This is a genomic window from Ruegeria sp. YTSA226, assembly GCF_059609905.1.
Window position 1 is genome coordinate 85,819 of the sequence record NZ_JBXWMQ010000011.1, and the last position, 25,837, is coordinate 111,655.

Consider the following 25,837-nt stretch of genomic DNA (forward strand, 5'->3'; position numbering starts at 1 on the left):
TTTCGCATGGCGGGGTATGATGATCGTGACGGTGTCATCTGGATGGATGGAGAACTTGTGCCCTGGCGCGAGGCGAATGTCCACATTCTGAGCCATGCGATGCACTATGCGTCTTCGGTCTTTGAGGGCGAGCGGGCCTATAACGGCAAAATTTTCAAAAGTCGGGAGCATTCTGAACGGCTGGTCGCCTCGGCCAAGGCGCTGGACATGCCGATGCCCTATACGATCGACCAGATCGAAGCGGCAAAGGAAGGCGCGCTGAAGGCAAGTGGCTTGCAGGACGCCTATGTCCGTGCGCTGGTTTGGCGTGGTTCGGGTGAGGATATGGGCGTGGCCTCGGCCAAGAACCCGGTCCGCATGGCCGTAGCGGTCTGGCCCTGGGGTGCCTATTACGGCGACGCCAAGATGCAGGGCGCCAAGCTGGATATCGCGGAATGGAAGCGGCCCAGCCCTGAAACCATCCCGGTCCATGCCAAGGCGGCCGGGCTTTACATGATATGCACCATTTCCAAGCATAAGGCCGAGGCCAAGGGCTGCTCGGATGCGCTGTTCATGGACTGGCGTGGTTATGTTGCCGAGGCGACCGGGGCGAACGTCTTCTTTGTGATGGACGGCGAAGTTCATACCCCGCTGGCCGATTGCTTTTTGAACGGGATTACCCGCCAGACAGTGATCCAGATGCTAAAAGACAAAGGCATCACGGTGCATGAGCGCCGCATCAAACCCGAAGAGATGGCCGATTTTGAACAATGCTGGCTGACCGGTACTGCGGCCGAGGTCACGCCTGTGGGCCAGATCGGCGACTATACGTTCGAGGTCGGTGACCTCACCCGCGAAATCGCCGCAGATTATGAGGCGCTGGTCCGCGCCTGATCGCAGATTTGAGACAGATAGAGCCCCCGCGATTTCGCTGGGGTTTTTCTTTGCCGTTCATTCGCAATTCATTGCAGATCGTACAGGTAACTGGACGAACGCGTGGCGGGGTGTAGGTTACGGTAATGTTAGACCTTCTCAGCGATATCCTCACCCGTCTGTCCTTGCGCGGGACGTTTTACTTCCGCACTTCTTTTACGCCTCCGTTCGGGATTCAGGTTCCAGCCTTTGAAAACGTCGCCCGGTTTCATTTTGTTCAACGGGGTGAGCTTCATGTTTTCGTCTCTAATACAGCGGGAACTCTGCGTTTGAAGCAGGGTGATCTGATCCTGATTCCCCATGGTACGGCCCATGCGTTGCTGTGCAACGAAGTCAAGCCGTTGGACGCTTTGCCTCTGGAGCAGGTGCTGGAAGATGCGGGTTACACGGGGGATGGGGTTTTGATCTATGGCGGAGAGGACAAAGGTCGTGACACGCAACTGATCTGCGGCCACTTCTCGTTCACCGGCCCTCCGGGTCGACAAGGTACCGGGCATATGTTGCTGGATCGGTTGCCGCCTTACATCCTGATCGAGAATTACGGCGAAGAGGCTGGGGCCTGGTTCGAGTCCACCCTGCGCATGATCGGATCCGAGGTCAGCGGCGCGCGTATCGGTGGCGACCTGATCGCGTTGAAACTGTCCGAAGTGCTGTTCGCGCAGGCCATCCGTGCTTATCTTGAGTATCAAAGCCCAAGTGACTCGGCCCTGGCAGGATTTGCAGATCCGCGAATTTCACGCGCGCTGACCGCGTTTCACCGCGCACCAGCGGAAGAATGGAGCGTTGAGACCCTGGCCCGAGAGGCCGCTATGTCCCGCACGGCCTTTGCCCAGCTCTTTGCTGTAAAGATGGGGGCCACGCCCATGCAATACCTCACCGATTGGCGGATGCAGATTGCCTGTCAGGGATTGGTCGAAAGCCGCTGGAACGTTTCCGATGCGGCGGCCGAGGTGGGGTATGCCTCTGAGGCCGCGTTTTCCCGCGTGTTCAAGAAACAGATCGGTCTGTCACCGGCGGCTTATCGAGCCATGCATTGATCCTCCATCATTCTGAACGATCTGCAAGGTTTCATGGACGATCCAGAATTAAGCGTTCGACCTACTTGTCCTAGTTTGAGATCATCTCAAACTAGGAAAGGAAAATGCAATGTCTCTCCGTTTCGTTACCCGCAATATTCATGCCTATCTCGATTACCCGGTTGCCATCGCCCTGATGGCGCTGCCGTTTGTTCTGGGGTTGGGTCAGTCCAATCCGATGGCCCTGTGGCTGTCGGTTGTGACCGGCATTGCAGCATTTGTCCTGACCGTATTGACCGATCATCATCTGGGGATTTGGAAGGTATTGCCTTATCGCGTCCACCTAGGCGTCGATCTGCTGGTCGGGGTGGTGTTTCTGGCGGCACCCAGCCTGTTTGGGTTTCAGGGTCTGGATGCGATATTCTACTGGCTGAACGGCGCGGCGGTGGTGGCGGTCATCTCGCTCAGCGCGCCAGAGCAAGAGGCGTTTGCTTGAACAGGCACATGCCCTGACGCCTCGATACCTTTGCTTCCCACTCGGAAAACAAAGCCGCCCGTTCAAACAACGGGCGGCTTATCGCGGTGACCTTGATAAAGCGCTCAGAAATCCACGCCGCGCTGAGCTTTGATTCCGGCCTGAAACGGGTGCTTTTCTTCGGTCATCTCAGTGACCAGATCAGCATAGTCACGCAGCGCCTGCGGGGCGTCGCGGCCGGTCAGGAACACGCTGGTCTTGTCGGACCGCGCCTTCAATCCGCCAATCACCTGATCCACCGTCAGATATTCATACCGCAGGGCAATATTGATCTCGTCCAGCACGACCAGATCATACTCACCGCTTTCCATCAGTGCCCGCGCCTTGTCAAAAGCAGCGTTGGCAGCAGCGATATCGCGTTCGCGGTCCTGAGTGTCCCAGGTAAATCCTTCGCCCATCGTGTGCCAGGTGACCAAGTCGCGCTCTTCAAAGAACCGTCGCTCACCGGTTTTCCACTTGCCCTTGATGAACTGTACGACGGCAACTTTCTGACCCCATCCCAGCGCTCGGATCACGACACCAAACGCGGCCGAGGATTTGCCCTTGCCCTTGCCGGTATTGATCAGCACCAGACCACGGCCCGGGTCGACGGCCTCGGACACTTTTTTGCGGTGCTTGGCCTGCACCTGCTGCATCTTTTCTTTGTGATCCTGCGCGTCGCTCATTCGGGCACCTCTGAGATTGTTGGGCCCAAACTAGGGCAAGATTGAAAAAGGTAAAGTCACGCTTTGTGATCGGTCAGGGACCGGGCCTTGCCGCGTTCCAGTCCCAGCTGGTGTTCGCGCCAGATCACGACCACATTGCCCGCTATCACCAGCGTCGCACCCAACAGGATCGCAAGCGTCGGCAGCTCATCAAACCAGATATAGCCGATGAATATGGCAAACAGCATGGTGGTATAGTCATAAGGCGCCAGCATTGAGGCCTGACCAAAGCGATAGGACGAGGTGACCAGAATCTGTGCAACACCGCCGATCAACCCCATTATGATCATAATTAGAGCCTGATTAAGTGTTGGCATGGTCCAACCCCAAAACGCGGTCAGAGCTGAAAGCAGGGTAGCGGTCATCGAGAAATAGAACACGATCGCGGCCGGGTGATCCACCTTGACCAGCTGCCGGATGTGGATCTGAACAAAGGCACGGGCGAGTGTGGCCGCCAGCACGCAAAGCGCCCCGATTGTGGCTGCCATCTCCATCTGGGTGGTGCCCAGCCTTGGCCAAACCATAATCAGCACGCCCAACAATCCCAGCGCGACGGCACCGATGCGGATCATGCGAATGCGCTCGCCCAGAATCAGCGCGGCTAGGATCAGGGTGAAGATCGGCGTGGCATAGCCTATCGCTGTTACCTCGGGGAGTGGCAACAGGCTGAGACCCGTAAAGGTCAAACCCATGGCGCTAGTGCCCAGAACGCCGCGCCAGAAATGACCCATCGGCTTTTTGACCACAAAGCCCTGCGCCAGCTCTCCGCGCCAAAGCAACCAGGCAATGATGACGGGAATGGCGAAGAGCGACCGGAAAAACACCAGTTCGCCGGGCGGGAAATCTTCGGACAGGGCCTTGACCAGTGCAGACATTGAGGTGAACAGAACCAACGCGGCCAGTTTCAGGCCCACTGCAAGCATGGGTCGGTGGGAAGTCAGGGATTGTGCCATTGGCCGAGAACCTGAGCCTTTGACTGCGAAAGATCAACGATTGGATTGTACCAATCAGGCAGATTTCCACGTGTCGGGCAGGGGTTGGCCGATCTCTTCGCTGAACGCCTCAAGAAACCGGATCATCCGTGCCACACGCGCCTGTGCCAATTCGCGCCCGGTGGGCGTCAGCATGTCTGCCGGCAGGCTCAACAGTTTGACCTTCCAGTGATCAATCGAGAATTGCTGATCATTCAGATCGCGGGCAGTGGCAAAAGCATCCTCGGGATCATACAGGTCGCGACCTAGATCACCTGAAACAGCGAAGTTGCGCGCAATGCCGATGGCCCCCAGTGCATCAAGCCGATCTGCATCGCGTAGGATGCGGGCCTCGGGTGTTTCTGGCGGTATCCCGGCCGAGAAACTGTGTGCAGCAATGGCGTGCTGGATGGCGTCGATCTCGGGTCGTGAAAACGTCAATTCCTCCAGAATAGGCACTGACTTGGCAGCAGACCGGCGTGAGGCCAAGTGGCGGTCGGGGTCATCTTTGGGCAGGTTGACCAGGTCATGAAGATAGCTTGCCGCAAGCAGAACCCGGATATCCGCTTGCGTGTCCGCGATGGCCTGTACATTGATCCAAACGCGATCCAGATGCGCCAGATCGTGGGCAGGATCTGTTGTCATGCGCTGCGCGACGATGCCGCGCAGCCGGGCGCGCAGCTCAGCCGATATGGCCACGGTTCTCGCCGATCTGACCCCGGTGCAACAGCAGGTGGTCAAGGATTACGCAGGCCATCATCGCTTCGCCAACCGGAACCGCACGGATGCCGACGCAAGGGTCATGGCGGCCTTTGGTGATGATCTCGGTCTCTTCTCCGGACTTGGTGATCGTTTTGCGCGTGGTCAGAATCGACGAGGTCGGTTTGACCGCAAAGCGTACGACTATATCCTGCCCGGTCGAAATCCCGCCCAGTATGCCGCCTGCGTGGTTCGAGCTGTATTGCGGGCCATTCTGCCCCATGAAAATCTCATCGGCATTGGCCTCGCCGGTCAGTTCAGCGGCGGCCATGCCTTCGCCGATCTCAACACCTTTGACAGCGTTGATCGACATCATCGCTGCGGCCAGATCAGTGTCTAACTTGGCATAAACTGGCGCACCAATCCCGGCAGGGACACCACGCGCGACGACCTCAACCACTGCCCCGACTGAATTGCCGGACTTGCGTAACCCGTCTAAATAGGCGGCCCAATCCTCGGCGGCTGTCGCATCGGGCGTCCAGAATGGGTTCTGTTCAATCTGTGACCAATCGAAATTCGTGCGGTCGATCTTATGCGGGCCGATCTGGGTCATGTACCCGGTGATCTGCACATTCGGCGCGATCTGCTTGATCGCTTCGCGGGCCAGGCCCCCGGCGGCAACGCGCGAGGCGGTTTCGCGCGCCGAGCTGCGGCCACCGCCGCGATAATCGCGGATACCGTATTTTTGCCAATAGGTGATATCAGCATGGCCCGGGCGGAACTTTTCCATGATATCGCCGTAGTCTTTTGACCGCTGATCGGTGTTCTCGATCATCAGCTGGACCGGAGTTCCGGTCGTCTGCCCTTCGAACACGCCGGACAGGATTTTCACCTGATCGGGCTCGCGCCGCTGGGTGGTGTATTTATTCTGTCCTGGTTTGCGCTTGTCCAGCCAGTGCTGGATCACCTCTGCGTCGATGGTCACCCCCGGCGGGCAGCCATCAACAGTGGCACCCAAGGCGGGCCCGTGGCTTTCACCCCAAGTGGTGACGCGGAAAAGATGGCCAAAGCTGTTCATCGACATAAGGCGTGCTCCTTCTGAGCATCGTGATTAGCGGGCAAGGCCCGTAGCCTCAAGCGGATTTGCGGTTGGGGGCCAGCACCCCAACTCTTTCCGGTCAGGCCGCCGAGGACAGCTGCGTCCGCATGGCGGTGATTTTCAACGCCGCCTGTGCCGCCTCGCGCCCCTTATCCACGAAATGCGCGCGGTAGATGGTATTGTGGTGGTCCGTCTCTTGATACTGGTGCGGCGTCAGCGAAACAGACAGAACCGGAACGCAGGTATCCAGACCTGCGCGCATCAGCCCATCGACCACAGCTTGCGCCACGAAATCATGCCGGTAGATGCCGCCATCCACCACAAAGGCCGCGCAGGTAACAGCTGCATAGCGCCCAGTCTGGGCAAGATCGCGGGCCAGCAGGGGCATTTCGAACGCGCCTGGAACGTCGAACACGTCCACCTGATCGGCGGGTATCAATTCCAGAAACCCGTCGAGTGCACGGTCGACAATATCGGCATGCCAACTGGCCTTAACAAACGCATAGCGGGTGTGTGTCATCAAGATCTCCTTCCGGTTTGGTGGTCTGCTGGCGGTTGCGAAAACCGGTTCCCACTTTTCGCTGCCAGCACGACATGACACGTCACCCAAGGCGATCACGAGCAGGCGCGCGGGGTTACCGGCACACTGCACGTTCTCTTTCATCCGGACTGTAACCGTCGGCTCTGGCCTCTCACCAGATCTGCTGACACCCCGAAAAGGGGCCGCTCGCGGGCTTACGGGTCATCGCCCGCATACCGCCGGTGGGGAATTCCGCCCCGCCCTGAGAACGAGGCGCACCTTGCCAATAGGTGCGCGGTTCTGCAAGAGCTTTTGCAGGAGGACCGCCATGCACCCCAATCCCGCCTTCCGCGCCGAGGATCGTGACCGTCATATTGCTTTTGCGCGCGAGCGCGCATTTGGTGTTCTGGCTTTGTCAGCGGACCAGGGGCCTTTGCTTAGCCATGTGCCGTTTCTGTTGTCAGAAGATGGCGCAGAAGCCTCGCTGCATCTGGTGCGGTCCAATCCGATCGTCAGGGCATTGAACGAACCGCGCACGGTTCGAATCGCTGTATCGGGGCCTGACGGATATATCTCGCCCGACTGGTACGGGATTGAGGATCAGGTGCCCACTTGGAACTATGTGGCGGTGCACCTGACCGGAACGCTTTCGCTTCTTCCGCAGGACGCGTTGCGCGATTTACTCGATCGTCAGTCGGATTTTTATGAGCGCCGGTTGAACCCCAAGCCACCCTGGAGCGCCAGCAAGATGAGCGCGGAGGCTCTGGACAAGATGATGCGCATGATTGTGCCCTGCAAGTTGCAGGTAGATGACATTCAGGGCACCTGGAAGCTGAACCAGAACAAGCCGGACGATGTCCGTCTAGCCGCCGCAGATCATGTGGCGGTAGACGGGTTCGGAAGCGAGACCACTCACCTCGCCGCGCTCATGCGGTCTAGGTGAGCGGACGGGCTGGTCAGTTGCTGAAGGTCGCCAGATAAGCGGCGACATCCTCAGCCCCTTTTTTCAGTTTGACGCTCATGTTCGGACGGGCGGTTTCGTCATCCAGATAGTCCCTCAGGAAAACAATCGGGTCCTGCGAATATTCGACGATGTTTTCCTGTGTCCAGACCAGCCCTTCCTGGCCTGCACGGATCATGTCATCAGTGTACATCCCGATTGGTAGGCGTTCGCTTCCGTTCAGGTAATCGGTTTCTGTTCCGGCCACCCGGCCTACGACCCCATAGAGATTCGGCCCGGTGATGCCGCCTTTGACCAGAACTTTGCCATCTTTGATAATTGCATGGCACGAAGAGCACCGATTGTAGAGGCTTTCTCCCTTTGCCGGATCGCCGGCGGCGATGGATTGCGATGAAAGGGTCAGGGCGAAGGTTAGAGTGGCTGTAAAAAGCTTTGGCATGGAAAAATCCCGTTAAGGTTGGTCCTGTTACAGGCCCTTGGGACATTCCAGCCAAATGTGCAATCGAATTGAGACTCGTCTAGTGTGTTGAAAAATATCTATTTTTAACTCATTATTTTTACCAAGGTAGATTCAATCGAAGTGGATTTTTGCGTGGCAAAATCAGGTCAGAATTTTGCAGATTTTCGCCGATCAACAGTCTTCGGTTCTGTGTTGTGAGGGTGTTTTCGTTGCCTGGTTGCCATCCGAATCACTCCGTGAACCACCCGCGCGGCAGGGCAAACCTTCACGGGTAATCCGGCCCATCCCTTGAAAAAAACGCCTTTCGTTGTGACATGAATGCCAAGATGCGGCGTAGTGCGCGCCTATGACCGCTGGACGAACCGATTTCTCCCGGATAGATAGCCGCGATGAGACGCCGCTTTGATGCGGTGCTGATGCATGTTTGCCCGGTATTGCCGGGCGCCGGAATCGGAGAAAACCTCGTGTCCCACGCAGAAGACCACGAAGGCACCCGCAGAGATTTCCTCTACTACGTCGCTGGCGGCGCAGGTGTCGTTGCGACGGGTGCAGCCGTATGGCCCCTGATCAACCAAATGAACCCCTCGGCAGACGTTCAGGCCCTGTCCTCGATCCGCGTGGATGTGAGCGGTGTCGAGCCCGGAACCCAGCTGACCGTCAAATGGTTGGGCAAACCCGTGTTCATCCGTCACCGCACCGGTGTCGAAATCGACGAAGCGCAGAAGCAGGACGCCGATGGCGTGGATGCCCTGCCTGACCCGCTGGCCCGTAACTTCAATCTGAATGCTGATGCACCGGCCACGGATGCAAACCGCGTGATGCCGTCGCCGGAAGGCGAAGCCGCAGGTGCCTGGATCGTCCAGATGGGCGTCTGTACTCATCTCGGTTGTGTCCCGCTGGGCGATGCTGGTGACTTTGGCGGCTGGTTCTGCCCCTGCCACGGTTCGCATTACGATATGGCTGGCCGTATCCGCAAAGGTCCTGCACCTGAAAACCTGCCCGTTCCGCCCGCTGAGTGGACGGACGCCAGCACCATCAAACTCGGCTAAGGGAGACCCAGATGTCCGGAATTCCCCACGATCACTATGAGCCGAAGACAAGTGGCGAGAAGTGGCTGAACAGCCGCCTGCCCATCGTCGGCCTGATCTATGACACCCTGATGATCCCAACCCCCAAGAACCTGAACTGGTGGTGGATCTGGGGCATCGTCCTGGCGTTTTGCCTGGTCCTGCAAATTGTCACCGGTATCGTTCTGGTGATGCACTACACTCCGCATGTTGATCTGGCCTTTGCCAGCATCGAGCACATCATGCGCAACGTGAATGGCGGCTATATGCTGCGGTATCTGCACATGAACGGCGCATCGCTGTTCTTTGTCGCGGTATACATCCACATCTTCCGTGGCCTGTTCTATGGCTCGTACAAAGCCCCGCGCGAGGTTACGTGGATCATTGGGATGCTGATCTATCTCTGTATGATGGGCACTGCCTTTATGGGCTATGTTCTGCCCTGGGGTCAGATGTCCTTCTGGGGTGCGACCGTGATCACCGGCCTGTTTGGTGCGATCCCGTTTGTGGGTGACGCGATCCAGACTTGGCTGCTGGGCGGACCGGCTGTGGACAACGCCACGCTGAACCGCTTCTTCTCGCTGCACTACCTGCTGCCCTTTGTAATTGCGGCGCTGGTCATCGTGCATGTCTGGGCTTTCCACACCACCGGCAACAACAACCCGACAGGTGTTGAGGTTCGCCGCGGTTCGAAAGCCGAGGCCGAGAAAGACACGCTGCCCTTCTGGCCTTACTTCGTGATCAAGGACCTGTTCGCACTGGCGGTCATCCTTGTTGTGTTCTGGGCAATCGTTGGTTTCATGCCGAACTATCTGGGCCACCCGGATAACTACATCGAAGCCAACCCGCTGGTAACACCGGCACATATCGTGCCCGAATGGTACTTCTTGCCGTTCTACGCGATCCTGCGTGCCTTTACCGGCGAGGTCTGGGTTGTTCAATTCGCCAGCTTCATCACCGGCGGCATCATTGACGCCAAGTTCTTTGGTGTTCTGGCGATGTTTGGTGCGATCCTGGCTATGGCTCTGGCGCCGTGGCTGGACACGTCGACCGTACGTTCGGGTAAATACCGGCCGATGTTCAAATGGTGGTTCTACCTGCTGATCGTCGACTTCTTTGCCCTGATGTGGCTGGGTGCGATGCCCGCAGAAGAGCCCTATGCGACCTTCTCGTTAATCGCATCGGCCTACTGGTTCGGCTATTTCTTCGTGATCCTGCCGGTTCTGGGTGTCATCGAAAAACCCGATGCACAGCCGGAAACCATCGAAGAAGACTTCAACGCGCATTATGGCAAGGCTGACGCCGATGCCACGCCGGCCGAGTAAGAAGAGGGACCGGAAAAATGTTCAAGAAACTTGCAATCGGTGCCGCGTTTGCTATCGCACTTGCTCCTGTCGCGTCTAACGCGGCAGGCGGAGGCGAACAGCATATCGAGGACTTCCAATTCTCATTCGAAGGTCCGTTCGGAACCTGGGATCAACACCAGTTACAGCGCGGCCTGCAGATTTACACCGAGGTTTGCGCGGCCTGCCACGGCCTGCGCTATGTGCCTCTGCGTGACCTCGAAGCGCTGGGCTATTCGGAAGACGAAGTCACCGCTTATGCGGCGGGCAACTTTGAAGTGTTCGACCCCGAGCTGGACGACTCCCGCCCGGCAAAACCCGTTGACCATTTCCCCGCCAATGATGGCGTTGGCGCACCCGACCTGAGCCTGATGGCCAAGGCGCGCGCTGGTTTCCACGGCCCTTACGGTCTGGGGATCAACCAGCTGGTCAACGGCATGGGCGGCCCGGAATACATCGCCTCGTTGCTGGATGGTTATACCGGCCACGAAAAGGAAGAAGCGGGAACGGTTCTGTACGAAAACACCGCCTTCCCCGGTGGTTGGATTTCGATGGCGCCCCCGCTGTCGGATGAGCAGGTCGAGTTTGCCGATGGCCACGCAAATGACGTCGAGCATATGTCGGAAGACGTTGCAGCCTTCCTGATGTGGACGGCTGAACCGAAGATGATGGAGCGTAAGTATTCGGGCTTTGTCGGTGTTGTCTTCCTGACGCTTCTGTCGGTCCTGCTGTACCTAGTCAACAAGCGTCTGTGGGCAGGCGTTAAAGGCAAGAAGAAACACTAAGCGGTTTTCAGACAAGTTAGAAACCCCCGCGCCTTTGGTTGCGGGGGTTTTTTGTTGCTTGGGGGTGGAAGGGGCCAGCCCCTTCTTGGCCTGCGGCCAATTCATCCCCGAGGTATTTTTAGCCAGATGAAGAGGCGGATCAGGCGCTGAGCTGCGTATCCGAGCAGCCGGTGATCGTCGCGGTCACGATCTGCCCTTCGGATTGAGGGGTTTGGAACGTAACTTCGGTAAACTGCGCGGTCCGGCCCATATGCGGGTTTTCCATCAGGATGTGATGTACCTTACCAACTTGGGCGGTCAGGTGCTTGCCAATCTGCACCTCGCCAGCGGCGCGCAGACGGGCGGCGCGGGTTTTGATGACATTGCCGTTGACCTGCTGCGGAATGCGGGCGGCGGGTGTACCTTCGCGTTTGGAGTAGGGGAAGACATGCAGCCATGTCAGATCGCAATCGGCAACCAGCCTTAGCGAGTTTTCGAAATGGGCCTCGGTCTCGGTCGGGAAACCGGCGATGATGTCAGCGCCAAAGGTCATCTCGGGGCGCAGCTTGCGGGCCTCTTGGGTAAAGCGGATCGCATCGTCACGCAAATGGCGGCGTTTCATCCGCTTCAGGATCAGATCGTCGCCATGCTGCAGCGACAGATGCAAGTGAGGCATCAGGCGGGGTTCTGTGGCAATGGCCTGCATCAGGTTTTCATCGACCTCGATCGAATCGATCGAGCTGATCCGCAGGCGCGGCAAATCAGGCACTAGTTTGAGGATGCGCATAACCAGATCACCCAGCTTTGGCTGGGCAGGCAGGTCAGCCCCCCATGAGGTCAGGTCGACGCCGGTCAGAACGACCTCATTATAGCCCTTATCGACCAGACGCTTGATCTGGTCCACAACAACGCCCGCGGGGACGCTGCGCGAATTACCGCGGCCATATGGGATGATGCAGAAGGTACAGCGGTGGTCACAGCCATTCTGAACCTGTACATAGGCGCGGGACCGAGTGCCAAACCCGTCGATCAGGTGGCCAGCGGTTTCGGTAACCGACATGATGTCATCAACCTGGACGGCCTCGGTTTCACCAATGAAATCCGCCGCCATACCTTTCCAGGTTTCGGGTCGCATCTTTTCAGTGTTGCCAATGACGGCATCGACCTCTTCCATCTGGGAAAAGGTCTGCGGTTCTGTCTGCGCAGCGCAGCCGGTCACAATCAGCCGGGCATTCGGGTTTTCGCGGCGCAGTTTGCGGATTTCCTGCCGGGCCTTGCGCACGGCTTCGGCGGTCACGGCGCAGGTGTTCACCACCACCGCATCGGTCAGACCGGCTTGTTGCGACAGCTCTTTCATCGCCTCGGTCTCATAGGCGTTCAGGCGGCAGCCCAGCGTGGTGAATTTGGGCGGGTTCATCCCAGCGACCTCAGGAATTCCGGCGTCAGCAGGCCCGAGAAGACATGGGCGGTAGGGCCGGTCATCCAGACGCCATCGTCGCGCCAATCAATCCAAATCGTGCCGCCGTCCAACTCGATCTGAACCTTGCGTCCGGTCAGGCCGCGCCGGGCTGCGGCCACGGCGGTTGCGCAGGACGAAGAGCCAGAGGCCAGGGTGATGCCAACGCCCCGTTCCCATACGCGCATGCGGATATGATCCGGACCGATCAGCTGTGCCACTTGTACATTGGTCCGTTCTGGATAGAGCGGATGATATTCATACCGTGCGCCGAACTCTGCCAGCGGAATCGCCTCGGCATTGTCGACAAAGAAGGTGCAATGCGGGTTTCCCATGCCGGTGGCGGTTGGGGCGCCTTCGATCGGCAGTTCCAAGGTGTCCACGTCTTCGGTCAATGGAATCTCGTGCCAATTCAGCTGCGGCAGTCCCATATTAACCGAAGTCAGCCCGTCCCCCGCATCGCTTGCATACAGCGTTCCCCGCTCGGTGGTGAGCGTCAGGGTCTGTTTGCCGGTTTCCTCCATCAGAAACCGCGCGATACAGCGGGTGGCATTGCCACAGGCGGCCGAGGTCGAGCCATCGGCGTTGTAGAACACCAGATGCGCATCTGATGCGCCATTTTCGATGACGGCGAGCTGATCAAAGCCGACCCCAAATTGCCGATGCCCAATGGCTTGGGCCAGGGCTGGAGTCACCCCGACCTCATGCGCGCGCGCATCCACAATGACAAAGTCATTGCCCAGCCCATGCATCTTCATAAAGGGCAATCCGGTGTTCTGAATTCCTTGCATGGCGGGCATATAACGTTGCTGCGGATGGGAATCCACCCTGTGGCGCAGATTCGTGAAAAAAGGGGTTGACCCCCTTGCGCCACCTGCCTAAGTAGGCCGCCTATCGGGACGCCGTTTCGAAAGAAACTACAGGCGTAACGAGGTGTGAAATAAGGTCTTGAACCCAGTCGGGAAAATGCCTTACAGAGCGCCACGGATCCAAAGGATCCAAACAAAAGAGTGGGCCGTTAGCTCAGTTGGTAGAGCAACTGACTTTTAATCAGTGGGTCGCAGGTTCGAATCCTGCACGGCTCACCACTTTTTACATAACACCAAGGCGTTACGCAGGATCAGATTGAAGCGAACGTATAGCCACACCGCATGTGCGATGATCTGCCGAGGAGATCCGTGGCGATTGTAGCTGATCGGCGATGGCTTCTTCGATGTCACCTTCGTCCTATAGCGGGTGTGAGAAACCAAATGGCAAGTTGACGGGACAAAGCCCTTCGAAGTGCGGAAATCACTTTACGTTCAAGTGGTTGCGATTTCTGCTGGCCTCTGAAATTAATTGGTGCCTCAAGAGGGACTCGAACCCCCGACCTTGTCCTTACGAAGGACCTGCTCTACCAGCTGAGCTATTGAGGCAAGCGAGGCTCGTTTAAACCCTCGTGCGGGTGCTTGCAAGCGGTGAAACCCCGGGTTTCATGACCTCAGAAGCACCTGTTTCCGCATTTTGTTATCACCGTTCATTGAGAGTCCGGCGCGCACTGGAAATCGGAACCGGGTTGACTGTAGTTATATATTTCCATATTTCATGAAATATGGATATTATAGCAACAGAACAACTGGCGACTTTGGGTCACCCGCAACGGCTTTCAGTGTTTCGCATGTTGATGCGACGCTTTCCTGACGCTGTCCCGGCCGGAGAGCTTGCCTTGGGGCTGGGGATCAAGCCCAACACATTATCGAACTATCTGAACGCGTTGCGACAGGCGGGGCTGGTCCGGCAGAATCGGTCTGGTACCTCTTTGCTCTACTCGATCGAGATGCAGAATGTGCAGCAGATGCTGGATTACTTACTGAACGACTGCTGCCGCGGACGCCCCGAAATCTGTATCCCGTCAGGCTGGGAAAGCGACAGATCAGCGGACCGAAAATATAACGTTCTTTTCCTGTGCGTTGGCAATTCCGCCCGTTCGATATTTGCTGAATCTATCCTTCGCGCGCTGGCGGGTGAGCGTTTCAACGCATATTCTGCGGGAACGCAGCCTTCATCCGGGCTCAACCCTATAGCGGTGCAGGTCCTTAAGGACAAAGGGCATGATGTTTCGGCTCTGCGCTCGAAACATATGTCAGAATTTGCCGCCTCTGACGTGCCCGAGATGGATTTTGTCTTTACCGTCTGCAATCAGGCCGCGAATGAGGAATGCCCGGCATGGGATGGCCAGCCGATCAGCGGTCACTGGGGCGTGGTCGACCCGGTCATGGCGACAGGCACGAAGGCTGAAAAAAGCCTGGCCTTCCAGAACGCCTATGGTTCGCTCAGGCGCAGGATCGAGGCCTTTACCTCGCTGCCGGTCGAAAGCCTCGACCGGATCGCGTTGCAATCTGCTGTCGACGATATTGCCAGAACATCTGACGAGGACATGACATGACAACCTACGCCGTGAATGGCCTTGGCCGGATGGGCAAGCTGGCCCTGAAACCACTATTGGAGAAAGGCGCAAAGATTGCCTGGATCAACGACGGGATCGGTGATCCAGAAATGCACGCGCATTTGCTGGAATTCGACACGGTTCATGGCCGCTGGGAAGCAGATTTTGACTATGACAAAGACAGCGTCGCCATAGAGGGTATGCGCTTGCCGTTTGTCGGTACCCGCGACCTGAACGCGCTGCCACTGGACGGGGTCGACGTGGTGATTGACTGCACCGGCGCCTTCAAAACCGAGACCAAGCTGGCGCCATATTTTGATGCAGGCGTCAGGAAGGTTGTCGTCTCGGCACCGGTCAAGGATGGCCCGACCGCCAATATCGTGATGGGCGTGAACGAAGGTACATATGATCCGAGCGCGCATCACATCGTGACGGCCGCCTCTTGCACCACCAACTGCCTGGCGCCGGTGGTCAAGGTGATCCATGAAAATATCGGGATTCGGCACGGGTCGATGACCACGATCCATGATGTGACGAATACGCAGACCATCGTGGACCGACCCGCCAAAGACCTGCGCCGCGCGCGCTCGGCCCTGAATTCGCTGATCCCAACCACCACCGGCTCGGCCACGGCAATCACCCTGATTTACCCGGAACTCCAAGGACGGCTGAACGGTCACGCGGTCCGGGTGCCGCTGCTGAATGCCTCGCTGACCGATTGCGTGTTCGAAGTAGAGCGGGAAACAACCGTCGAAGAGGTCAACGCGTTATTCAAAGTAGCCGCTGAGGGTGAACTGAGCGGCATTCTGGGCTATGAAACCCGCCCTCTGGTGTCGACCGATTACACCAATGATCAGCGTTCTTCGATCATCGATGCGCCGTCGACCATGGTGGTGAATGGCACGCAGGTGAAGATCTATGCGTGGTATGACAACGAGATGGGATACGCACACCGTCTGGTCGACGTCGCGCTCATGGTCGGAGCCGCGCTGTGACCCAGAAGCCCGAAGGGTTGTCCGCCTATATCGCGGTCACGGCAGCCTATTGGGCATTCATGCTGACCGACGGCGCGCTTCGTATGCTGGTGCTGCTGCATTTTCATACGATGGGCTTCTCGCCGGTCCAGCTGGCCTATCTGTTTGTTCTGTATGAAATTGCCGGTATCGGCACCAATCTGGCGGCGGGCTGGATTGCGGCTCGGTTCGGGTTGACCTCGACGCTCTATGCGGGGCTTGGCCTGCAGGTGGGGGCGTTGCTGTTGCTGACACAACTAGACCCTAATTGGGCCATTCCAGCTAAAGTGACCTTTGTCATGATCGTTCAGGGTGCCAGCGGCGTGGCCAAGGATCTGGCCAAGATGTCTTCGAAATCCGCCGTGAAACTGCTGGCCCCGACCGAGGATGGCGGCCTGTTTCGCTGGGTTGCCCTGCTGACCGGGTCCAAGAACGCGGTCAAAGGGCTGGGCTTTTTGCTGGGCGCAGGTCTGTTGGCAACGTTTGGCTTTAACTGGGCGGTGCTGGCCATGGCTATGGTGCTGGGCGTCATCATGATCGCGGTCGTTCTATTCATGCCGCCGGGCCTGCCCAAAGGGCGTAAAGACGCAAAATTCTCTGAGGTTTTTTCGAAATCCCCCAATATCAACTGGCTGTGCCTGTCCCGCCTGTTTCTGTTTGGCGCGCGCGATGTGTGGTTTGTGGTCGGGATTCCGATCTATTTCTATGCGGTGCTTTCCGACGGGTCCGAAACCGGGAACCGAGCGGCCTTTTTCATGATCGGGACATTCATGGCGGCCTGGATCATCCTATACGGCGCAGTTCAGGCCAGCGCCCCGAAGATCCTGCGCGCCTCTGACCGGTCCGAGCCCCAACTGATCCGCGCCGCGCGCGATTGGGCCGTAGCCCTGTTCTGCGTGCCTGCCGCCCTGACCGTCGCTGTGGCCTTATCCTCGGGGCCCGCCACTTGGCTGACCATTACGCTGGTGATCGGCTTGCTGATCTTTGGAGTGATCTTTGCCGTGAACTCCTCGCTGCACTCCTATCTGATCCTGTCCTTTTCTCAGGCCGAGCGGGTCACGATGGATGTCGGTTTCTATTACATGGCCAACGCGGCCGGCCGATTGCTGGGCACAGTGCTGTCTGGCCTCACTTACCAGATCGGTGGTTTGGCAATGGTTCTGGGAACAGCCGCAACAATGGTCGCTCTGTCCGCGATGGCCTCGGACAGGATGCAGGACCGTTTGGCGGTGGGTTAGCATTCTCACCAAACTTGCTCGCGAATGCGGCATGGACTTCATAATTTTTGCGGATGAATTCTGTGACAGGACAAGTGGAATTAGCCCCTACATGTTACGCTATCCGGTAGAAACGCTTTGTTGGCGATGCCGCAGGGCATTTCAGCGGATCCAATTTGTTGTTTCAAAATCTCAGTGGCACACTCGGGAAGCGCGCAAAGCCACGCGTTCGAAAGCTCACTGAAGCAAAAGACTATTTTGATTGGTACCCAAGCAATAAGGCTTGCAGTGGTTCGTGGCCGACCGCTCAGCCTTAACAATCCGATATCACTGCCCAGAGGCATTTGACCTGGAATGCCACCACTCGAGTTGCATGAGGTCCGAGCATCAGCATTCCTTGGTCGGGTAGAAGTTAATGTCACACCACCGTCGCTATTCTGCAGCGTTCGGAACCGTCGCTTCTGCGTACATTCCCTTCACACGTTCCTTTGTTGGATCGAAATGCGGGAATGGCACGATCTTGGCTTTCAACCGCTTTTGTTGGCCGTCCAGCTGCCCGATTTCGATGTCCGCTCCAACGATGGCATGGGTAACCGAAATCCGACCCAAAGCGATGACCTTGCCGAGGATGGGTGATTTCATCGCGCTGGTAATCTCTCCGACCTGCGCTTTCCCAACGCGCACGCAGTCACCGGGTGAGGGGACCGTACCCCCTTCGATCTCAAATCCAACCAGTTTGCGGTGTGGGTGGGCCTTGCGCTCCTCTATCGCCGCCCGCCCAATGAAGTCGTCGGTCTTTGATTTCAGCGGCACAGTAAAGCCGATGCCGGCCTCGAACGGATCGGTCTGATCGTCGAATTCTGACCCGGCAAAGATCAGACCGCCCTCGATCCGCAACATGTCCAATGCGGCCAGGCCCAGAGGCGCAATGCCATACTCTTGGCCCACCTCCCAGACACGATCAAAGATTTCGACGGCATCCTTGGGGTGGCAGAAGATTTCATACCCAAGCTCTCCAGAATAGCCGGTCCGAGAAATTACAACAGAAGTCCCCTGCACATCACCAACCCGCGCGACCGAAAGCCGGAACCACGGCAGTTCGTCGATCGTTGGTTGCTGAGGCGGTGTCCAGAATATCTTGGAAAGTATGTCGCGGCTATGCCGCCCCTGAACTGCAATGTTGTGCAACTGGTCCGTAGAGTTGCGCACCCAGACATTCATATTGCGTTTGAGCGCCTGTTCCTGCAGCCACAACCCGCTGGTGTCATTCCCACCGATCCAGCGGAAGTTCGTCTCACCCAACCGGTAGACGGTGCCATCGTCGATCATACCGCCGTGCTCATAGCACATGGCCGTATAAACGACCTGACCAACGCTCAACTTTTTCATGTTGCGGGTCACGCAAAGCTGCATCAGTTCTTCGGCGTCAGGTCCCACGACTTCGTATTTGCGCAGCGGGCTGAGGTCCATGACAGCAACCTTGTCCCGGCAAGCCCAATATTCGGCAATCGCGCCATGATTGGTCATCGTGTTGGGCAGCCAATAGCCATTGTATTCTAAGAAATCACGGGTGTGCCGTGCAAAGCAGTCGTGAAATGCTGTTTTTTTAGTTTCTTCCACATCCGCCTCCGCAGATTTTCTATAGCCATAGGACCGCTTGAAATCCTCGGTCGCCTTATAGGTTCGCACTTGAATGTCTGTTGGATTCCAGCCATTTGCCGGGTCGATATCGCAGGGACAGCCGGTGCTGACGCAAACCAGATCGGTCAGGGCGCGCAGCAGGACGAAGTCACCGGGTCGCGACCACGGATCGTCCATGCCAATGGCGTTGGTGTCATCCAGCATCGTGTTGAAAAAGAAGTTAATCGCTGGCCAGCCACCGCGCGGCTTGATGCCATATTGGTCCAGATCCTTGTTGATATTGTCCGAACAATTCACATGGCCGGGATAGCCAAGGTCTTCATAATATCGCGCCGTACAGGCCAGACCGAACGTGTCATGGCGCCCACAGGTATCTTGAACGATTTCGATCAAAGGCTCTTGATCTACTGACCAGTACTTTGAGAAAATCCCGGGTTGAGGATACAAGCTGCCCATCAGGCTGCGTGTTGTTGTCGTGTCGATTTCACGCTCGATCCCCTGATCCAGTGCGCGGCGGCTGAAGGCCTGAAAATCGGAACACTCTCGGCCACGAATATCGACGATCTGGATGAATTCACCGGCCTTCACTTCATATGAGTGCGCATTTCCCGGCTGAATATTGAAATCCTTAAGCGGATCGGCCAGCGGATCGGGCGGTCCGACATCGGGCTTTTCCAATCCGGGCGCTGAGCGCTGGATGTACAAGATGATATCCGTAGGAGGGTTGTTGTCCTCGGGGCGCATAGCCTTGCCTGGTGCAGCGACAATCAAAAGACCATCGCTTTCCGCCACGAAATGCACCATGTCGCCCGGGCGTGAACCGCCAGCGAATGCCCGGATTGCGTCGCCTTTTCCGATGTCGAAGCCCGCGATTTCCAATGCACGCAGAACTTTTTTGCCAGATGCTGATCCATTTGCGAGGGTTGCGATCAAACCTTCGGGCCGTCCATGCCCCTGTGTGCCCAGCATGGCTGCATCGGAGCTTCGGTCAGGAGAAAAGAAGACCATCTCAGCCGGTTGCATCCCATCGCGGTCCAGCAGCGTGATGGTATCGCCCTTGGACACCGGTACCGCGCGCGACCCCATTCCGGGGATCGGGTGGCGTTCCGTTCCATGCGGCAGGATCGGAAGGCCGGGGGCCAGGACCCCGCTGCGTTCGAATGGAACTTCGAAGACCGGCTTCACATTCATAGTGTGTTTTCCTGAATGGCTTCGGTTGCACCACGATGGGTGACCACCAAGAGGCATCCCGCCTCGGTTCGCGAATAGTGGCTGAACCCGGCAGCAAGGCTGACAAAATCGCCGCTGCGATATCGAAACCCGTCGTGGTCGGTCAGATCGCCCTCAAGCACAAAGAACTCTTCCGGCCCGTAATGAACATGAGGGTTCGAACGTGTGCCTGGCGCCATCTTCATCAGATAGCTGCCTTGTCCGGTTTCTTCATCGAAACTGATATTCTTCCACCAGACCTGCGCATCGGGCAGGCCGTCCATCCGCATCCGGACAAATCCGGGGTCATCGAAGCGGATAACGGTGCGTGCGCTCTGCTGTTGGGCCATCTTAGTCGAGCCCCAACCGCTTTTTGCGCTGATCAGCCCAACTGCTAATCGCCATGTCGAAGGTAAGCGCCATCAGCGAGACATTCATGCCGAGCACAAAGTTCTTGCCCAGTTCGGTACCTGCCAGAGTTCGTTGAAGTTCCTGCCCCAGGTCCTGCGTTCCAATGAAGGCCGCGATAATGACCATGAAGAAGGCGAACATGATGGCTTGATTAAACCCGACCGCCATAGTTGGCAGCGCCAGAGGGAACTGAACCGACATAAGCTTTTGCCGGCGGGTCGAGCCGGACATATCTGCTGCCTCGGTCATTTCCGGCGGCACGTTGCTGAGGCCAATAATAGTGTACCGGATCAGCGGGACGGCGGCGAAGATCAGAATCGAGAACACAACCGCGACATCATTGACCCCGAACAACATGATCGCAGGGATCAAGTAAATGAAGCTGGGGAAGGTTTGCGCAGTGTCGCAAGCCAGCAAAATGCTCTTGGACCAACGCGCGGACCGCGCAGCGACAACGCCCAGGGGGATACCGATCATGGTTGCCAGCGCAACGGCCGAGATCACGGTATACAAAGTAATAACCGACCGATCCCACCAGCCCGAGAACGCGACAATCGTAAAGAAGACTGCTGCGTAGATGCCGGGCTTTCGGCCACCAACCCAATAAGCAAAGGAAACAACCAGCAGGATGAACGCGGGAGTTGGAATGGCGAGTAGCGTATTCCGGAATGGAATCAGAACCTTGACGTTCAGAAACCAGCGTAACCATTCGGTTGTCCCTTTGATCATGTCGATGGCCAGGAACGACTTGATAACCACGTCGATTTCTTTGCCCTGGCTGAGATGCTGCTTGCGGCCAATTTCGGCCAGGATCGGGAAGACCTGAGACAGCAGAGTGAACCCAACAAACAGACCCAGTGCGACCAGCGAAATCTGGTGGCGCTTCCACCACGGGGTGCCGCGTTCGAAGTGCACTGGCTGTTTGACGACCCAGGCCTTTGACATCCGATCCAACGTGACAGCCAGAAGGACGATGGTTACGCCAATCTCGAAAGAACGGCCCAGCTTGAAACTACCCATCATCGCCAGCAGTTTCGCGCCAAGACCGGGCATTCCGATAAAGGCGGTCAGAACAACCATCGCAAGACACAACATGATCACCTGATTGACGCCGACCAGAACCTCGGTCCGCGCGGCTGGAACGTAGACGTGGCGCAACATCTGCCATTTGGTACATCCAGACATCTGGCCTGCTTCGATCACTTCGGGGCTGACTTTTTTCAAGCCCAGAGTGGTCATCAGGATCATCGGCGGGATGGCAAAAGTAATTGTTGCGACGGCCCCAGCTGTCGGTCCGACCTTAAAAAAGATCACTGCTGGCAAGAGATACGTAAAGAAGGGCAGGGTTTGCAGCACGGACAACATGGGTTTCAGCAACCGCTCGAACCAGCTGTATTTCCAGGCGGCGATGCCCAGTATCAAGCCCAAAAGAAACGCCAGCGGTGCGGCAACCACGATGACAGACATCGTCTGCATGGCGATCTTCCACTGCCCGATCGCGGCCGTCCAGATGAAGGTTCCCGCGCCTAATGCGGCCAGACGCCAACCACCTACGGCGTAGCCGACGACGGCTGCCACTGCGGCGATTGCGGACCATGGGATCGGACCTAGATTGGGCCAACGGCGCTTGCCTTCCAGAAGGTTCGCTGACGTATCCAGCAGGAACTCAAGCGGACCTTCGGCGATAAATCGTGTGACATAGATCAGGCCAAGATCATTTTGGATAAAGTAGAAGACTGCATCCAGAACCTGCGCCGTCGGCGGAATCGCGGCTTCGGGGATGCGGTTTAGCCATTCGGGCAGAACTCCGACAGCTTTGGCAACGATCAGCACGAAGGCGGCGGCCAGAAGTGTAGTCAGGACTCTGGTTTTTCCCCACGTCCCGTCTGAAGTGTCCGGTACTTCGGTGGACAGCGCCGCCATCATTCAGCTCCAAGCAGAACATTCAATGCGGCGTCACGTTCCAGAACACCGGTGACAACGCCATTGTCATCCGCCACCGGCAAAAGAATGCGGTTATCGTTGACAAGAACCCGCGCCAGTTCGTGAATGGTTGATCCACCGTTGATTGGTGCGCCCTCCAAGGCATGACCGTTCACAGGTTTTGCCAGGCCTTTGGCATGTACGACCCGGGCCTTGTCGACATCTTCGGTAAACTTGGCCACGTACTCGGTGGCAGGGTTCATCACAATCTTGTCGGGGGTGTCACATTGTTCGACCGCGCCGTTGCGCATGATTGCAATCCGGTCTGCCAGACGTAGCGCTTCGTCAAAATCATGCGTGATGAAAACGATGGTTTTGCCCAGCATCTCTTGCAATCGCAGGAATTCATCCTGCATTTCGCGGCGGATCAGTGGATCAAGCGCCGAGAATGGCTCGTCCAGAAACCAGATATCGGGTTCAATGGCGAGCGACCGGGCGATTCCGACTCTTTGCTGTTGGCCGCCGCTCAATTCCCGTGGGAAGTATTCTTCCCGACCTTCAAGGCCCACCAACTTGATGACTTCCAGCGCGCGTTCGCGCCGATCATGACGATCTTGTCCGCGCATTTCCAACGGAAAGGCCACGTTGTCCAAAACCGTGCGATGTGGCAGCAGTCCGAAAGACTGAAACACCATGCCCATCTTGTTTCTGCGCAATTCAATCAGATCGCGCTCGCTCAGGCTCATGATGTCCTGACCGTCAACCTCAATCGTTCCGCCTGTAATGTCGTGCAGGCGCGAAAAACAACGTACCAGCGTCGACTTGCCTGACCCTGACAAACCCATGATGACCAGCATTTCGCCACGGCCAACCTCAATCGAGACATCCTTGACACCGGCGATATACCCATCTGCACGGATTTCATCAAAACCGCGGCCAGCGGGCATGGACTTCAGGTAGCTCTCTGGCGAGGGCCCAAACAGTTTCCATACATTTTTGGCTGAGATGACAGGCGCTGTGGCGGACATGGCTGCCTAACTTTCTTGTTGAGCGCGGCCTTGCATCGATCAGATGGTCAAGGCCGCGCCAGTTTCGGTGGATGTAGCCGGATTATGAGCTGCAGGAACTGATCCAAGGATCGACGACAGCGCGGTTGGCGTCCAGCCATTCTTCGGCGGCTTCTTCCGGTTCAAGCTCATCAGTATCGACCAGCTTCGCCATCTCAGCAATCTGCGGATTGGTGAAAGAAATCTCTGTCAGGGCGCAATACGCGGCCGGCCATTTGTCTTTCATACCATCCCAGGCTGCCTTTTTCAGGTAACCTTCGGCGGGGTTGCCGCAATCATACAACGCATTCGGGTTAGGACCCTTGGCTGGGTCTTTGTCGCATCCGTCTTCCCATGCTGGGAACTCAACGAACTCACCAGGCCAGACGGCTTCGGCAAAGTTTGGCGTCCAGTTAAAAACCAGTACCGGCGTTTTGTCGGCCTCAGCCGCGCCTATCTCGGCCCAAAGGGCTGCGGCGGAACCCGCATTGATCACGGTAAAGTTCAGATCAAGTGCTTCGGCGCGTTCTTTACCATGCTTCAACCAGTCAACTGGACCATCCAGATACCGACCCTTGTCGCCGGTTTCGGCTGTCGCGAACAGGTGTGCGCAGTCGTTCAATGCATTCCAATCTGGCAGGCCCGGGCAGGATTCCTTGGTCCACATGGGATACCACCAATCCTCACGTGTAACGGCGTCATGATCGCCTGCGTCATGCAGGCCACCTTTTTCCAATGCCGCCCTGTAGGACGCGCCAAACGCGCCTTCCCAGACTTCCATCTCCAACGCCACATCGCCCAGGCGCACCGATTCATAGACCGCCTGGCTGTCGGTGGTGACGTATTCGACGTTGTTGCCCATCTCTTCAAAGATCAGGCCGACAACGTTCGACATCACGATCTGGCTGGACCAATTGTGAATTGGGATCACGATCGGGTCGCTGCTGTCTTCTGCAGTCGCCCCTGTTCCCGCAACTGCTGCCAAAGTTGCAGCAGAAAGGAGGTTTGTAAGTTTCATGTTTGCTCCCTGAGTGATGTTCATTTTTTAGGTTGTGGACTCTTCCGGCCCCGAATTTGTGCATTCTGCGCAGAATCGCCCCAGACGCAGAACAGAAATTTGAGGGTCTTTGACCATAAATTCTTGAGGCTAACCCGACTTTTTGCTATCTTAACAATTAGTTGCCTGATCGATTGCCCGCAGATGAGGCCAAATGTTTTTCGATCGCTATAACGTCCAGTTCGGGAATCCGCTCTGAAATGCCAAAGAAAACTTCAGTCACAGGGAAAGTCCTTCCGCCGCTCGACTATTTGTTGGCGTTTGAAGCTGCCGCAAAGGCGCAGAGCTTTGCGCAGGCCAGTAAGGTTCTGAACATCTCTGAAACGGCGATCAGCCGCAAAGTGCGGTTGCTAGAGCAACACTATGATGTGCCGTTGTTTGTGCGAGGGCACCGATCTGTTTCGCTTACCCAACAAGGGGCCATCCTGCTGGCAACCGTGGAGAAGTCGCTGGACCTGATGCGGGATGTCAGCCGGGATATGCTGGCCAAACATCAGGCCAACACGGTATCGATCTCCGCCACCAACTCTGTCGCGTCTCTTTGGCTGATGCCGCAACTTCGCAAGTTCAACAAATCAAATGGCCGCATCCGTATTTCGCTGGTCTCTTCTGACAGCGACGCAGAGTGCCTGTCGGATTCGATGGACTTGACGATCCTGCGTGGAGATGGCGATTGGCCGGGATACGAGGCACAGCTTTTGTTCGGAGAAACCGTATTTCCGGTCTGCAGCCCAGAGTATCTCAAGAGCAACCCCAAAGCGGCAGATATATCTGCGCTGCCGGAACTGGACCTTATTGAAGTCGCCAGTGGTCATGCAGAGTGGATGACATGGCGCACTTGGTTCAGTGGCAATGGGGTATCGACGTCCTCGATGGAACAGGCAGTGGAGTTCAATACCTATCCGTTGTCAGTGCAAGCAGCTGTCGATGGACTGGGAATTGCATTGGGTTGGGCCCATCTTGTTGACCCATTGCTTGAAAGCGGCACCTTGGTCAGACCGGTTCAGGGCGCATCAGTGCGAACACAGTCCGGATACTACCTGTTAAAAAGGCCTCTTCACAAAGCTTTCCCAGAGCAGCGCATCGTTGAAGATTGGTTGCTTGGTCTCAGCGCGGGTCGGAAAAGATACGCCTGATCGCTGTGGCCAGCCTCTGTTTCCTAATGATGAATCGAGTAGCACTTTCAGGGAGTGTTAAACTCGCATATTGACCCTAGGGAATAAATATTTACTTTAAAGAAAAATATATGCGAATCTGGTTCGGCTCCTTGCCGTTCTGGTTGGAACACTATTGGCCTATTTTATGCAGGGAGACCGAAACCCAATGAGCTATAAATCTGACATCGAAATTGCGCGTGAGGCGAAGAAGAAGCCGATTCAGGAGATTGG

At 56.9% G+C, this 25,837-nt stretch carries 24 protein-coding genes, 2 tRNA genes, 1 pseudogene and 1 riboswitch; of the genes and pseudogenes, 12 read left to right on the forward strand and 15 right to left on the reverse strand.

Features of this window, described 5'->3' with window-relative positions; all coding sequences use genetic code 11:
* Window positions 1-6: 6 nt before the first annotated feature.
* From AC2FFF_RS14225 to AC2FFF_RS14235, 3 genes are all read left to right on the forward strand, one after another.
* Window positions 7-873, forward strand: a complete 867-nt coding sequence (locus AC2FFF_RS14225) for a branched-chain amino acid aminotransferase (RefSeq protein WP_281973711.1) — start codon at window positions 7-9, stop codon at window positions 871-873.
* A gap of 125 nt (window positions 874-998) precedes the next feature.
* Window positions 999-1,949 carry an AraC family transcriptional regulator gene (locus AC2FFF_RS14230; RefSeq protein ID WP_496751126.1) on the forward strand — a complete coding sequence of 317 codons (951 nt, stop codon included), beginning with the start codon at window positions 999-1,001 and terminating at the stop codon, window positions 1,947-1,949.
* A 109-nt stretch (window positions 1,950-2,058) separates the two neighbouring features.
* Window positions 2,059-2,424 (forward strand): SPW repeat domain-containing protein, encoded by a 366-nt coding sequence (locus AC2FFF_RS14235; RefSeq protein ID WP_142640246.1) that lies wholly within the window; start codon window positions 2,059-2,061, stop codon window positions 2,422-2,424.
* A gap of 104 nt (window positions 2,425-2,528) precedes the next feature.
* On the opposite strand, the gene cobO is transcribed toward AC2FFF_RS14235, so the two are convergent.
* The 5 genes from cobO to AC2FFF_RS14260 form a co-directional block, all read right to left on the reverse strand.
* A complete protein-coding gene (cobO, locus tag AC2FFF_RS14240; protein WP_281973708.1) occupies window positions 2,529-3,128 on the reverse strand; it encodes a cob(I)yrinic acid a,c-diamide adenosyltransferase in 600 nt (199 codons plus the stop codon).
* Window positions 3,129-3,184: 56 nt separating this feature from the next.
* Window positions 3,185-4,120: a DMT family transporter gene (locus AC2FFF_RS14245; RefSeq protein ID WP_142640242.1), complete on the reverse strand. Its 936-nt coding sequence runs from the start codon at window positions 4,118-4,120 to the stop codon at window positions 3,185-3,187.
* Window positions 4,121-4,174: 54 nt separating this feature from the next.
* Window positions 4,175-4,837 carry an HD domain-containing protein gene (locus AC2FFF_RS14250; RefSeq protein WP_281973707.1) on the reverse strand — a complete coding sequence of 221 codons (663 nt, stop codon included), beginning with the start codon at window positions 4,835-4,837 and terminating at the stop codon, window positions 4,175-4,177.
* Complete coding sequence (gene aroC, locus AC2FFF_RS14255) at window positions 4,821-5,921, reverse strand: chorismate synthase (protein WP_271951712.1); 1,101 nt, start codon at window positions 5,919-5,921, stop codon at window positions 4,821-4,823. The genes AC2FFF_RS14250 and aroC overlap by 17 nt, the downstream gene beginning before the upstream one ends.
* 94 nt (window positions 5,922-6,015) lie before the next feature.
* Window positions 6,016-6,456: a 6,7-dimethyl-8-ribityllumazine synthase gene (locus AC2FFF_RS14260; RefSeq protein WP_281973706.1), complete on the reverse strand. Its 441-nt coding sequence runs from the start codon at window positions 6,454-6,456 to the stop codon at window positions 6,016-6,018.
* A 128-nt stretch (window positions 6,457-6,584) separates the two neighbouring features.
* A riboswitch (FMN riboswitch) is annotated at window positions 6,585-6,730 on the reverse strand.
* 54 nt (window positions 6,731-6,784) lie between these two features.
* Between AC2FFF_RS14260 and AC2FFF_RS14265 the strand changes: the two genes are divergently transcribed.
* The gene (locus AC2FFF_RS14265) at window positions 6,785-7,399 is read left to right on the forward strand and encodes an FMN-binding negative transcriptional regulator (RefSeq protein WP_271951721.1); all 615 of its coding nucleotides are present in this window, start codon (window positions 6,785-6,787) and stop codon (window positions 7,397-7,399) included.
* 13 nt (window positions 7,400-7,412) lie between these two features.
* Here the strand turns inward: AC2FFF_RS14265 and AC2FFF_RS14270 are convergent, their stop codons facing one another.
* The gene (locus tag AC2FFF_RS14270; protein ID WP_142640232.1) at window positions 7,413-7,856 is read right to left on the reverse strand and encodes a c-type cytochrome; all 444 of its coding nucleotides are present in this window, start codon (window positions 7,854-7,856) and stop codon (window positions 7,413-7,415) included.
* A gap of 485 nt (window positions 7,857-8,341) precedes the next feature.
* On the opposite strand from AC2FFF_RS14270, the gene petA reads away from it, so the two are divergent.
* The 3 genes from petA to AC2FFF_RS14285 are packed head-to-tail and all read left to right on the forward strand — an operon-like array spanning window position 8,342 to window position 11,072.
* Complete coding sequence (petA, locus tag AC2FFF_RS14275; protein ID WP_142640296.1) at window positions 8,342-8,926, forward strand: ubiquinol-cytochrome c reductase iron-sulfur subunit; 585 nt, start codon at window positions 8,342-8,344, stop codon at window positions 8,924-8,926.
* Window positions 8,927-8,937: 11 nt separating this feature from the next.
* Window positions 8,938-10,269 carry a cytochrome b gene (gene petB / locus AC2FFF_RS14280; RefSeq protein WP_142640230.1) on the forward strand — a complete coding sequence of 444 codons (1,332 nt, stop codon included), beginning with the start codon at window positions 8,938-8,940 and terminating at the stop codon, window positions 10,267-10,269.
* 17 nt (window positions 10,270-10,286) lie between these two features.
* Window positions 10,287-11,072 carry a cytochrome c1 gene (locus AC2FFF_RS14285; RefSeq protein ID WP_496882977.1) on the forward strand — a complete coding sequence of 262 codons (786 nt, stop codon included), beginning with the start codon at window positions 10,287-10,289 and terminating at the stop codon, window positions 11,070-11,072.
* Window positions 11,073-11,211: 139 nt separating this feature from the next.
* On the opposite strand, the gene mtaB is transcribed toward AC2FFF_RS14285, so the two are convergent.
* Window positions 11,212-12,468 carry a tRNA (N(6)-L-threonylcarbamoyladenosine(37)-C(2))-methylthiotransferase MtaB gene (gene mtaB / locus AC2FFF_RS14290; protein WP_142640226.1) on the reverse strand — a complete coding sequence of 419 codons (1,257 nt, stop codon included), beginning with the start codon at window positions 12,466-12,468 and terminating at the stop codon, window positions 11,212-11,214.
* Window positions 12,465-13,307, reverse strand: coding sequence for a diaminopimelate epimerase (dapF, locus tag AC2FFF_RS14295; protein ID WP_271951728.1), 843 nt, complete (start codon window positions 13,305-13,307; stop codon window positions 12,465-12,467). The genes mtaB and dapF overlap by 4 nt, the downstream gene beginning before the upstream one ends.
* Window positions 13,308-13,519: 212 nt before the next feature.
* Here dapF and AC2FFF_RS14300 point away from each other — a divergent pair.
* A tRNA-Lys gene (locus AC2FFF_RS14300) sits at window positions 13,520-13,595 on the forward strand.
* A 24-nt stretch (window positions 13,596-13,619) separates the two neighbouring features.
* Here the strand turns inward: AC2FFF_RS14300 and AC2FFF_RS14305 are convergent.
* A pseudogene (locus AC2FFF_RS14305) lies at window positions 13,620-13,703 on the reverse strand (IS6 family transposase); the annotation flags it as partial.
* Between the two features lie 143 nt (window positions 13,704-13,846).
* Window positions 13,847-13,922, reverse strand: a tRNA-Thr gene (locus tag AC2FFF_RS14310).
* A 176-nt stretch (window positions 13,923-14,098) separates the two neighbouring features.
* Between AC2FFF_RS14310 and AC2FFF_RS14315 the strand changes: the two genes are divergently transcribed.
* The 3 genes from AC2FFF_RS14315 to arsJ are packed head-to-tail and all read left to right on the forward strand — an operon-like array spanning window position 14,099 to window position 17,183.
* A complete protein-coding gene (locus AC2FFF_RS14315) occupies window positions 14,099-14,932 on the forward strand; it encodes an arsenate reductase/protein-tyrosine-phosphatase family protein (protein WP_281973705.1) in 834 nt (277 codons plus the stop codon).
* Window positions 14,929-15,927 carry an ArsJ-associated glyceraldehyde-3-phosphate dehydrogenase gene (locus AC2FFF_RS14320; RefSeq protein WP_281973704.1) on the forward strand — a complete coding sequence of 333 codons (999 nt, stop codon included), beginning with the start codon at window positions 14,929-14,931 and terminating at the stop codon, window positions 15,925-15,927. The genes AC2FFF_RS14315 and AC2FFF_RS14320 overlap by 4 nt, the downstream gene beginning before the upstream one ends.
* Window positions 15,924-17,183 carry an organoarsenical effux MFS transporter ArsJ gene (gene arsJ, locus AC2FFF_RS14325; RefSeq protein ID WP_496882978.1) on the forward strand — a complete coding sequence of 420 codons (1,260 nt, stop codon included), beginning with the start codon at window positions 15,924-15,926 and terminating at the stop codon, window positions 17,181-17,183. Before AC2FFF_RS14320 ends, arsJ begins: the two co-directional genes overlap by 4 nt.
* Before the next feature lie 411 nt (window positions 17,184-17,594).
* Here arsJ and AC2FFF_RS14330 read toward each other — a convergent pair whose 3' ends face one another.
* From AC2FFF_RS14330 to AC2FFF_RS14350, 5 genes are all read right to left on the reverse strand, one after another.
* Window positions 17,595-19,994 carry a trimethylamine N-oxide demethylase gene (locus AC2FFF_RS14330; RefSeq protein WP_496882979.1) on the reverse strand — a complete coding sequence of 800 codons (2,400 nt, stop codon included), beginning with the start codon at window positions 19,992-19,994 and terminating at the stop codon, window positions 17,595-17,597.
* The gene (locus AC2FFF_RS14335) at window positions 19,991-20,362 is read right to left on the reverse strand and encodes a cupin domain-containing protein (RefSeq protein WP_142640214.1); all 372 of its coding nucleotides are present in this window, start codon (window positions 20,360-20,362) and stop codon (window positions 19,991-19,993) included. Before AC2FFF_RS14335 ends, AC2FFF_RS14330 begins: the two co-directional genes overlap by 4 nt.
* 1 nt (window position 20,363) lies before the next feature.
* Window positions 20,364-22,346, reverse strand: a complete 1,983-nt coding sequence (locus AC2FFF_RS14340) for an ABC transporter permease (protein WP_281973701.1) — start codon at window positions 22,344-22,346, stop codon at window positions 20,364-20,366.
* A complete protein-coding gene (locus AC2FFF_RS14345; RefSeq protein ID WP_271951750.1) occupies window positions 22,346-23,374 on the reverse strand; it encodes a quaternary amine ABC transporter ATP-binding protein in 1,029 nt (342 codons plus the stop codon). Before AC2FFF_RS14345 ends, AC2FFF_RS14340 begins: the two co-directional genes overlap by 1 nt.
* 82 nt (window positions 23,375-23,456) lie before the next feature.
* On the reverse strand, window positions 23,457-24,410 hold the full coding sequence (locus AC2FFF_RS14350) for an ABC transporter substrate-binding protein (protein ID WP_281973700.1): 954 nt from the start codon (window positions 24,408-24,410) through the stop codon (window positions 23,457-23,459).
* Window positions 24,411-24,649: 239 nt separating this feature from the next.
* Between AC2FFF_RS14350 and AC2FFF_RS14355 the strand changes: the two genes are divergently transcribed.
* Window positions 24,650-25,585, forward strand: coding sequence for a LysR substrate-binding domain-containing protein (locus AC2FFF_RS14355; RefSeq protein WP_142640206.1), 936 nt, complete (start codon window positions 24,650-24,652; stop codon window positions 25,583-25,585).
* The last annotated feature ends 252 nt before the right edge of the window (window positions 25,586-25,837 follow it).

What these genes read in the sequence shown, in the direction of transcription:
- AC2FFF_RS14270 (WP_142640232.1), bottom strand. Translation starts at nt 7,856, where the DNA reads ATGCCAAAGCTTTTTACAGCCACTCTAACCTTCGCCCTGACCCTTTCA.
- AC2FFF_RS14345 (WP_271951750.1), bottom strand. Translation starts at nt 23,374, where the DNA reads ATGTCCGCCACAGCGCCTGTCATCTCAGCCAAAAATGTATGGAAACTG.
- cobO (WP_281973708.1), bottom strand. Translation starts at nt 3,128, where the DNA reads ATGAGCGACGCGCAGGATCACAAAGAAAAGATGCAGCAGGTGCAGGCC.
- AC2FFF_RS14355 (WP_142640206.1), top strand. Translation starts at nt 24,650, where the DNA reads ATGCCAAAGAAAACTTCAGTCACAGGGAAAGTCCTTCCGCCGCTCGAC.
- AC2FFF_RS14285 (WP_496882977.1), top strand. Translation starts at nt 10,287, where the DNA reads ATGTTCAAGAAACTTGCAATCGGTGCCGCGTTTGCTATCGCACTTGCT.
- AC2FFF_RS14245 (WP_142640242.1), bottom strand. Translation starts at nt 4,120, where the DNA reads ATGGCACAATCCCTGACTTCCCACCGACCCATGCTTGCAGTGGGCCTG.
- AC2FFF_RS14260 (WP_281973706.1), bottom strand. Translation starts at nt 6,456, where the DNA reads ATGACACACACCCGCTATGCGTTTGTTAAGGCCAGTTGGCATGCCGAT.
- AC2FFF_RS14235 (WP_142640246.1), top strand. Translation starts at nt 2,059, where the DNA reads ATGTCTCTCCGTTTCGTTACCCGCAATATTCATGCCTATCTCGATTAC.
- petB (WP_142640230.1), top strand. Translation starts at nt 8,938, where the DNA reads ATGTCCGGAATTCCCCACGATCACTATGAGCCGAAGACAAGTGGCGAG.
- AC2FFF_RS14315 (WP_281973705.1), top strand. Translation starts at nt 14,099, where the DNA reads ATGGATATTATAGCAACAGAACAACTGGCGACTTTGGGTCACCCGCAA.
- AC2FFF_RS14230 (WP_496751126.1), top strand. Translation starts at nt 999, where the DNA reads ATGTTAGACCTTCTCAGCGATATCCTCACCCGTCTGTCCTTGCGCGGG.
- AC2FFF_RS14335 (WP_142640214.1), bottom strand. Translation starts at nt 20,362, where the DNA reads ATGGCCCAACAGCAGAGCGCACGCACCGTTATCCGCTTCGATGACCCC.
- AC2FFF_RS14265 (WP_271951721.1), top strand. Translation starts at nt 6,785, where the DNA reads ATGCACCCCAATCCCGCCTTCCGCGCCGAGGATCGTGACCGTCATATT.
- dapF (WP_271951728.1), bottom strand. Translation starts at nt 13,307, where the DNA reads ATGCCCGCCATGCAAGGAATTCAGAACACCGGATTGCCCTTTATGAAG.
- aroC (WP_271951712.1), bottom strand. Translation starts at nt 5,921, where the DNA reads ATGTCGATGAACAGCTTTGGCCATCTTTTCCGCGTCACCACTTGGGGT.
- AC2FFF_RS14350 (WP_281973700.1), bottom strand. Translation starts at nt 24,410, where the DNA reads ATGAAACTTACAAACCTCCTTTCTGCTGCAACTTTGGCAGCAGTTGCG.
- AC2FFF_RS14340 (WP_281973701.1), bottom strand. Translation starts at nt 22,346, where the DNA reads ATGGCGGCGCTGTCCACCGAAGTACCGGACACTTCAGACGGGACGTGG.
- AC2FFF_RS14330 (WP_496882979.1), bottom strand. Translation starts at nt 19,994, where the DNA reads ATGAATGTGAAGCCGGTCTTCGAAGTTCCATTCGAACGCAGCGGGGTC.
- AC2FFF_RS14225 (WP_281973711.1), top strand. Translation starts at nt 7, where the DNA reads ATGGCGGGGTATGATGATCGTGACGGTGTCATCTGGATGGATGGAGAA.
- mtaB (WP_142640226.1), bottom strand. Translation starts at nt 12,468, where the DNA reads ATGAACCCGCCCAAATTCACCACGCTGGGCTGCCGCCTGAACGCCTAT.
- AC2FFF_RS14320 (WP_281973704.1), top strand. Translation starts at nt 14,929, where the DNA reads ATGACAACCTACGCCGTGAATGGCCTTGGCCGGATGGGCAAGCTGGCC.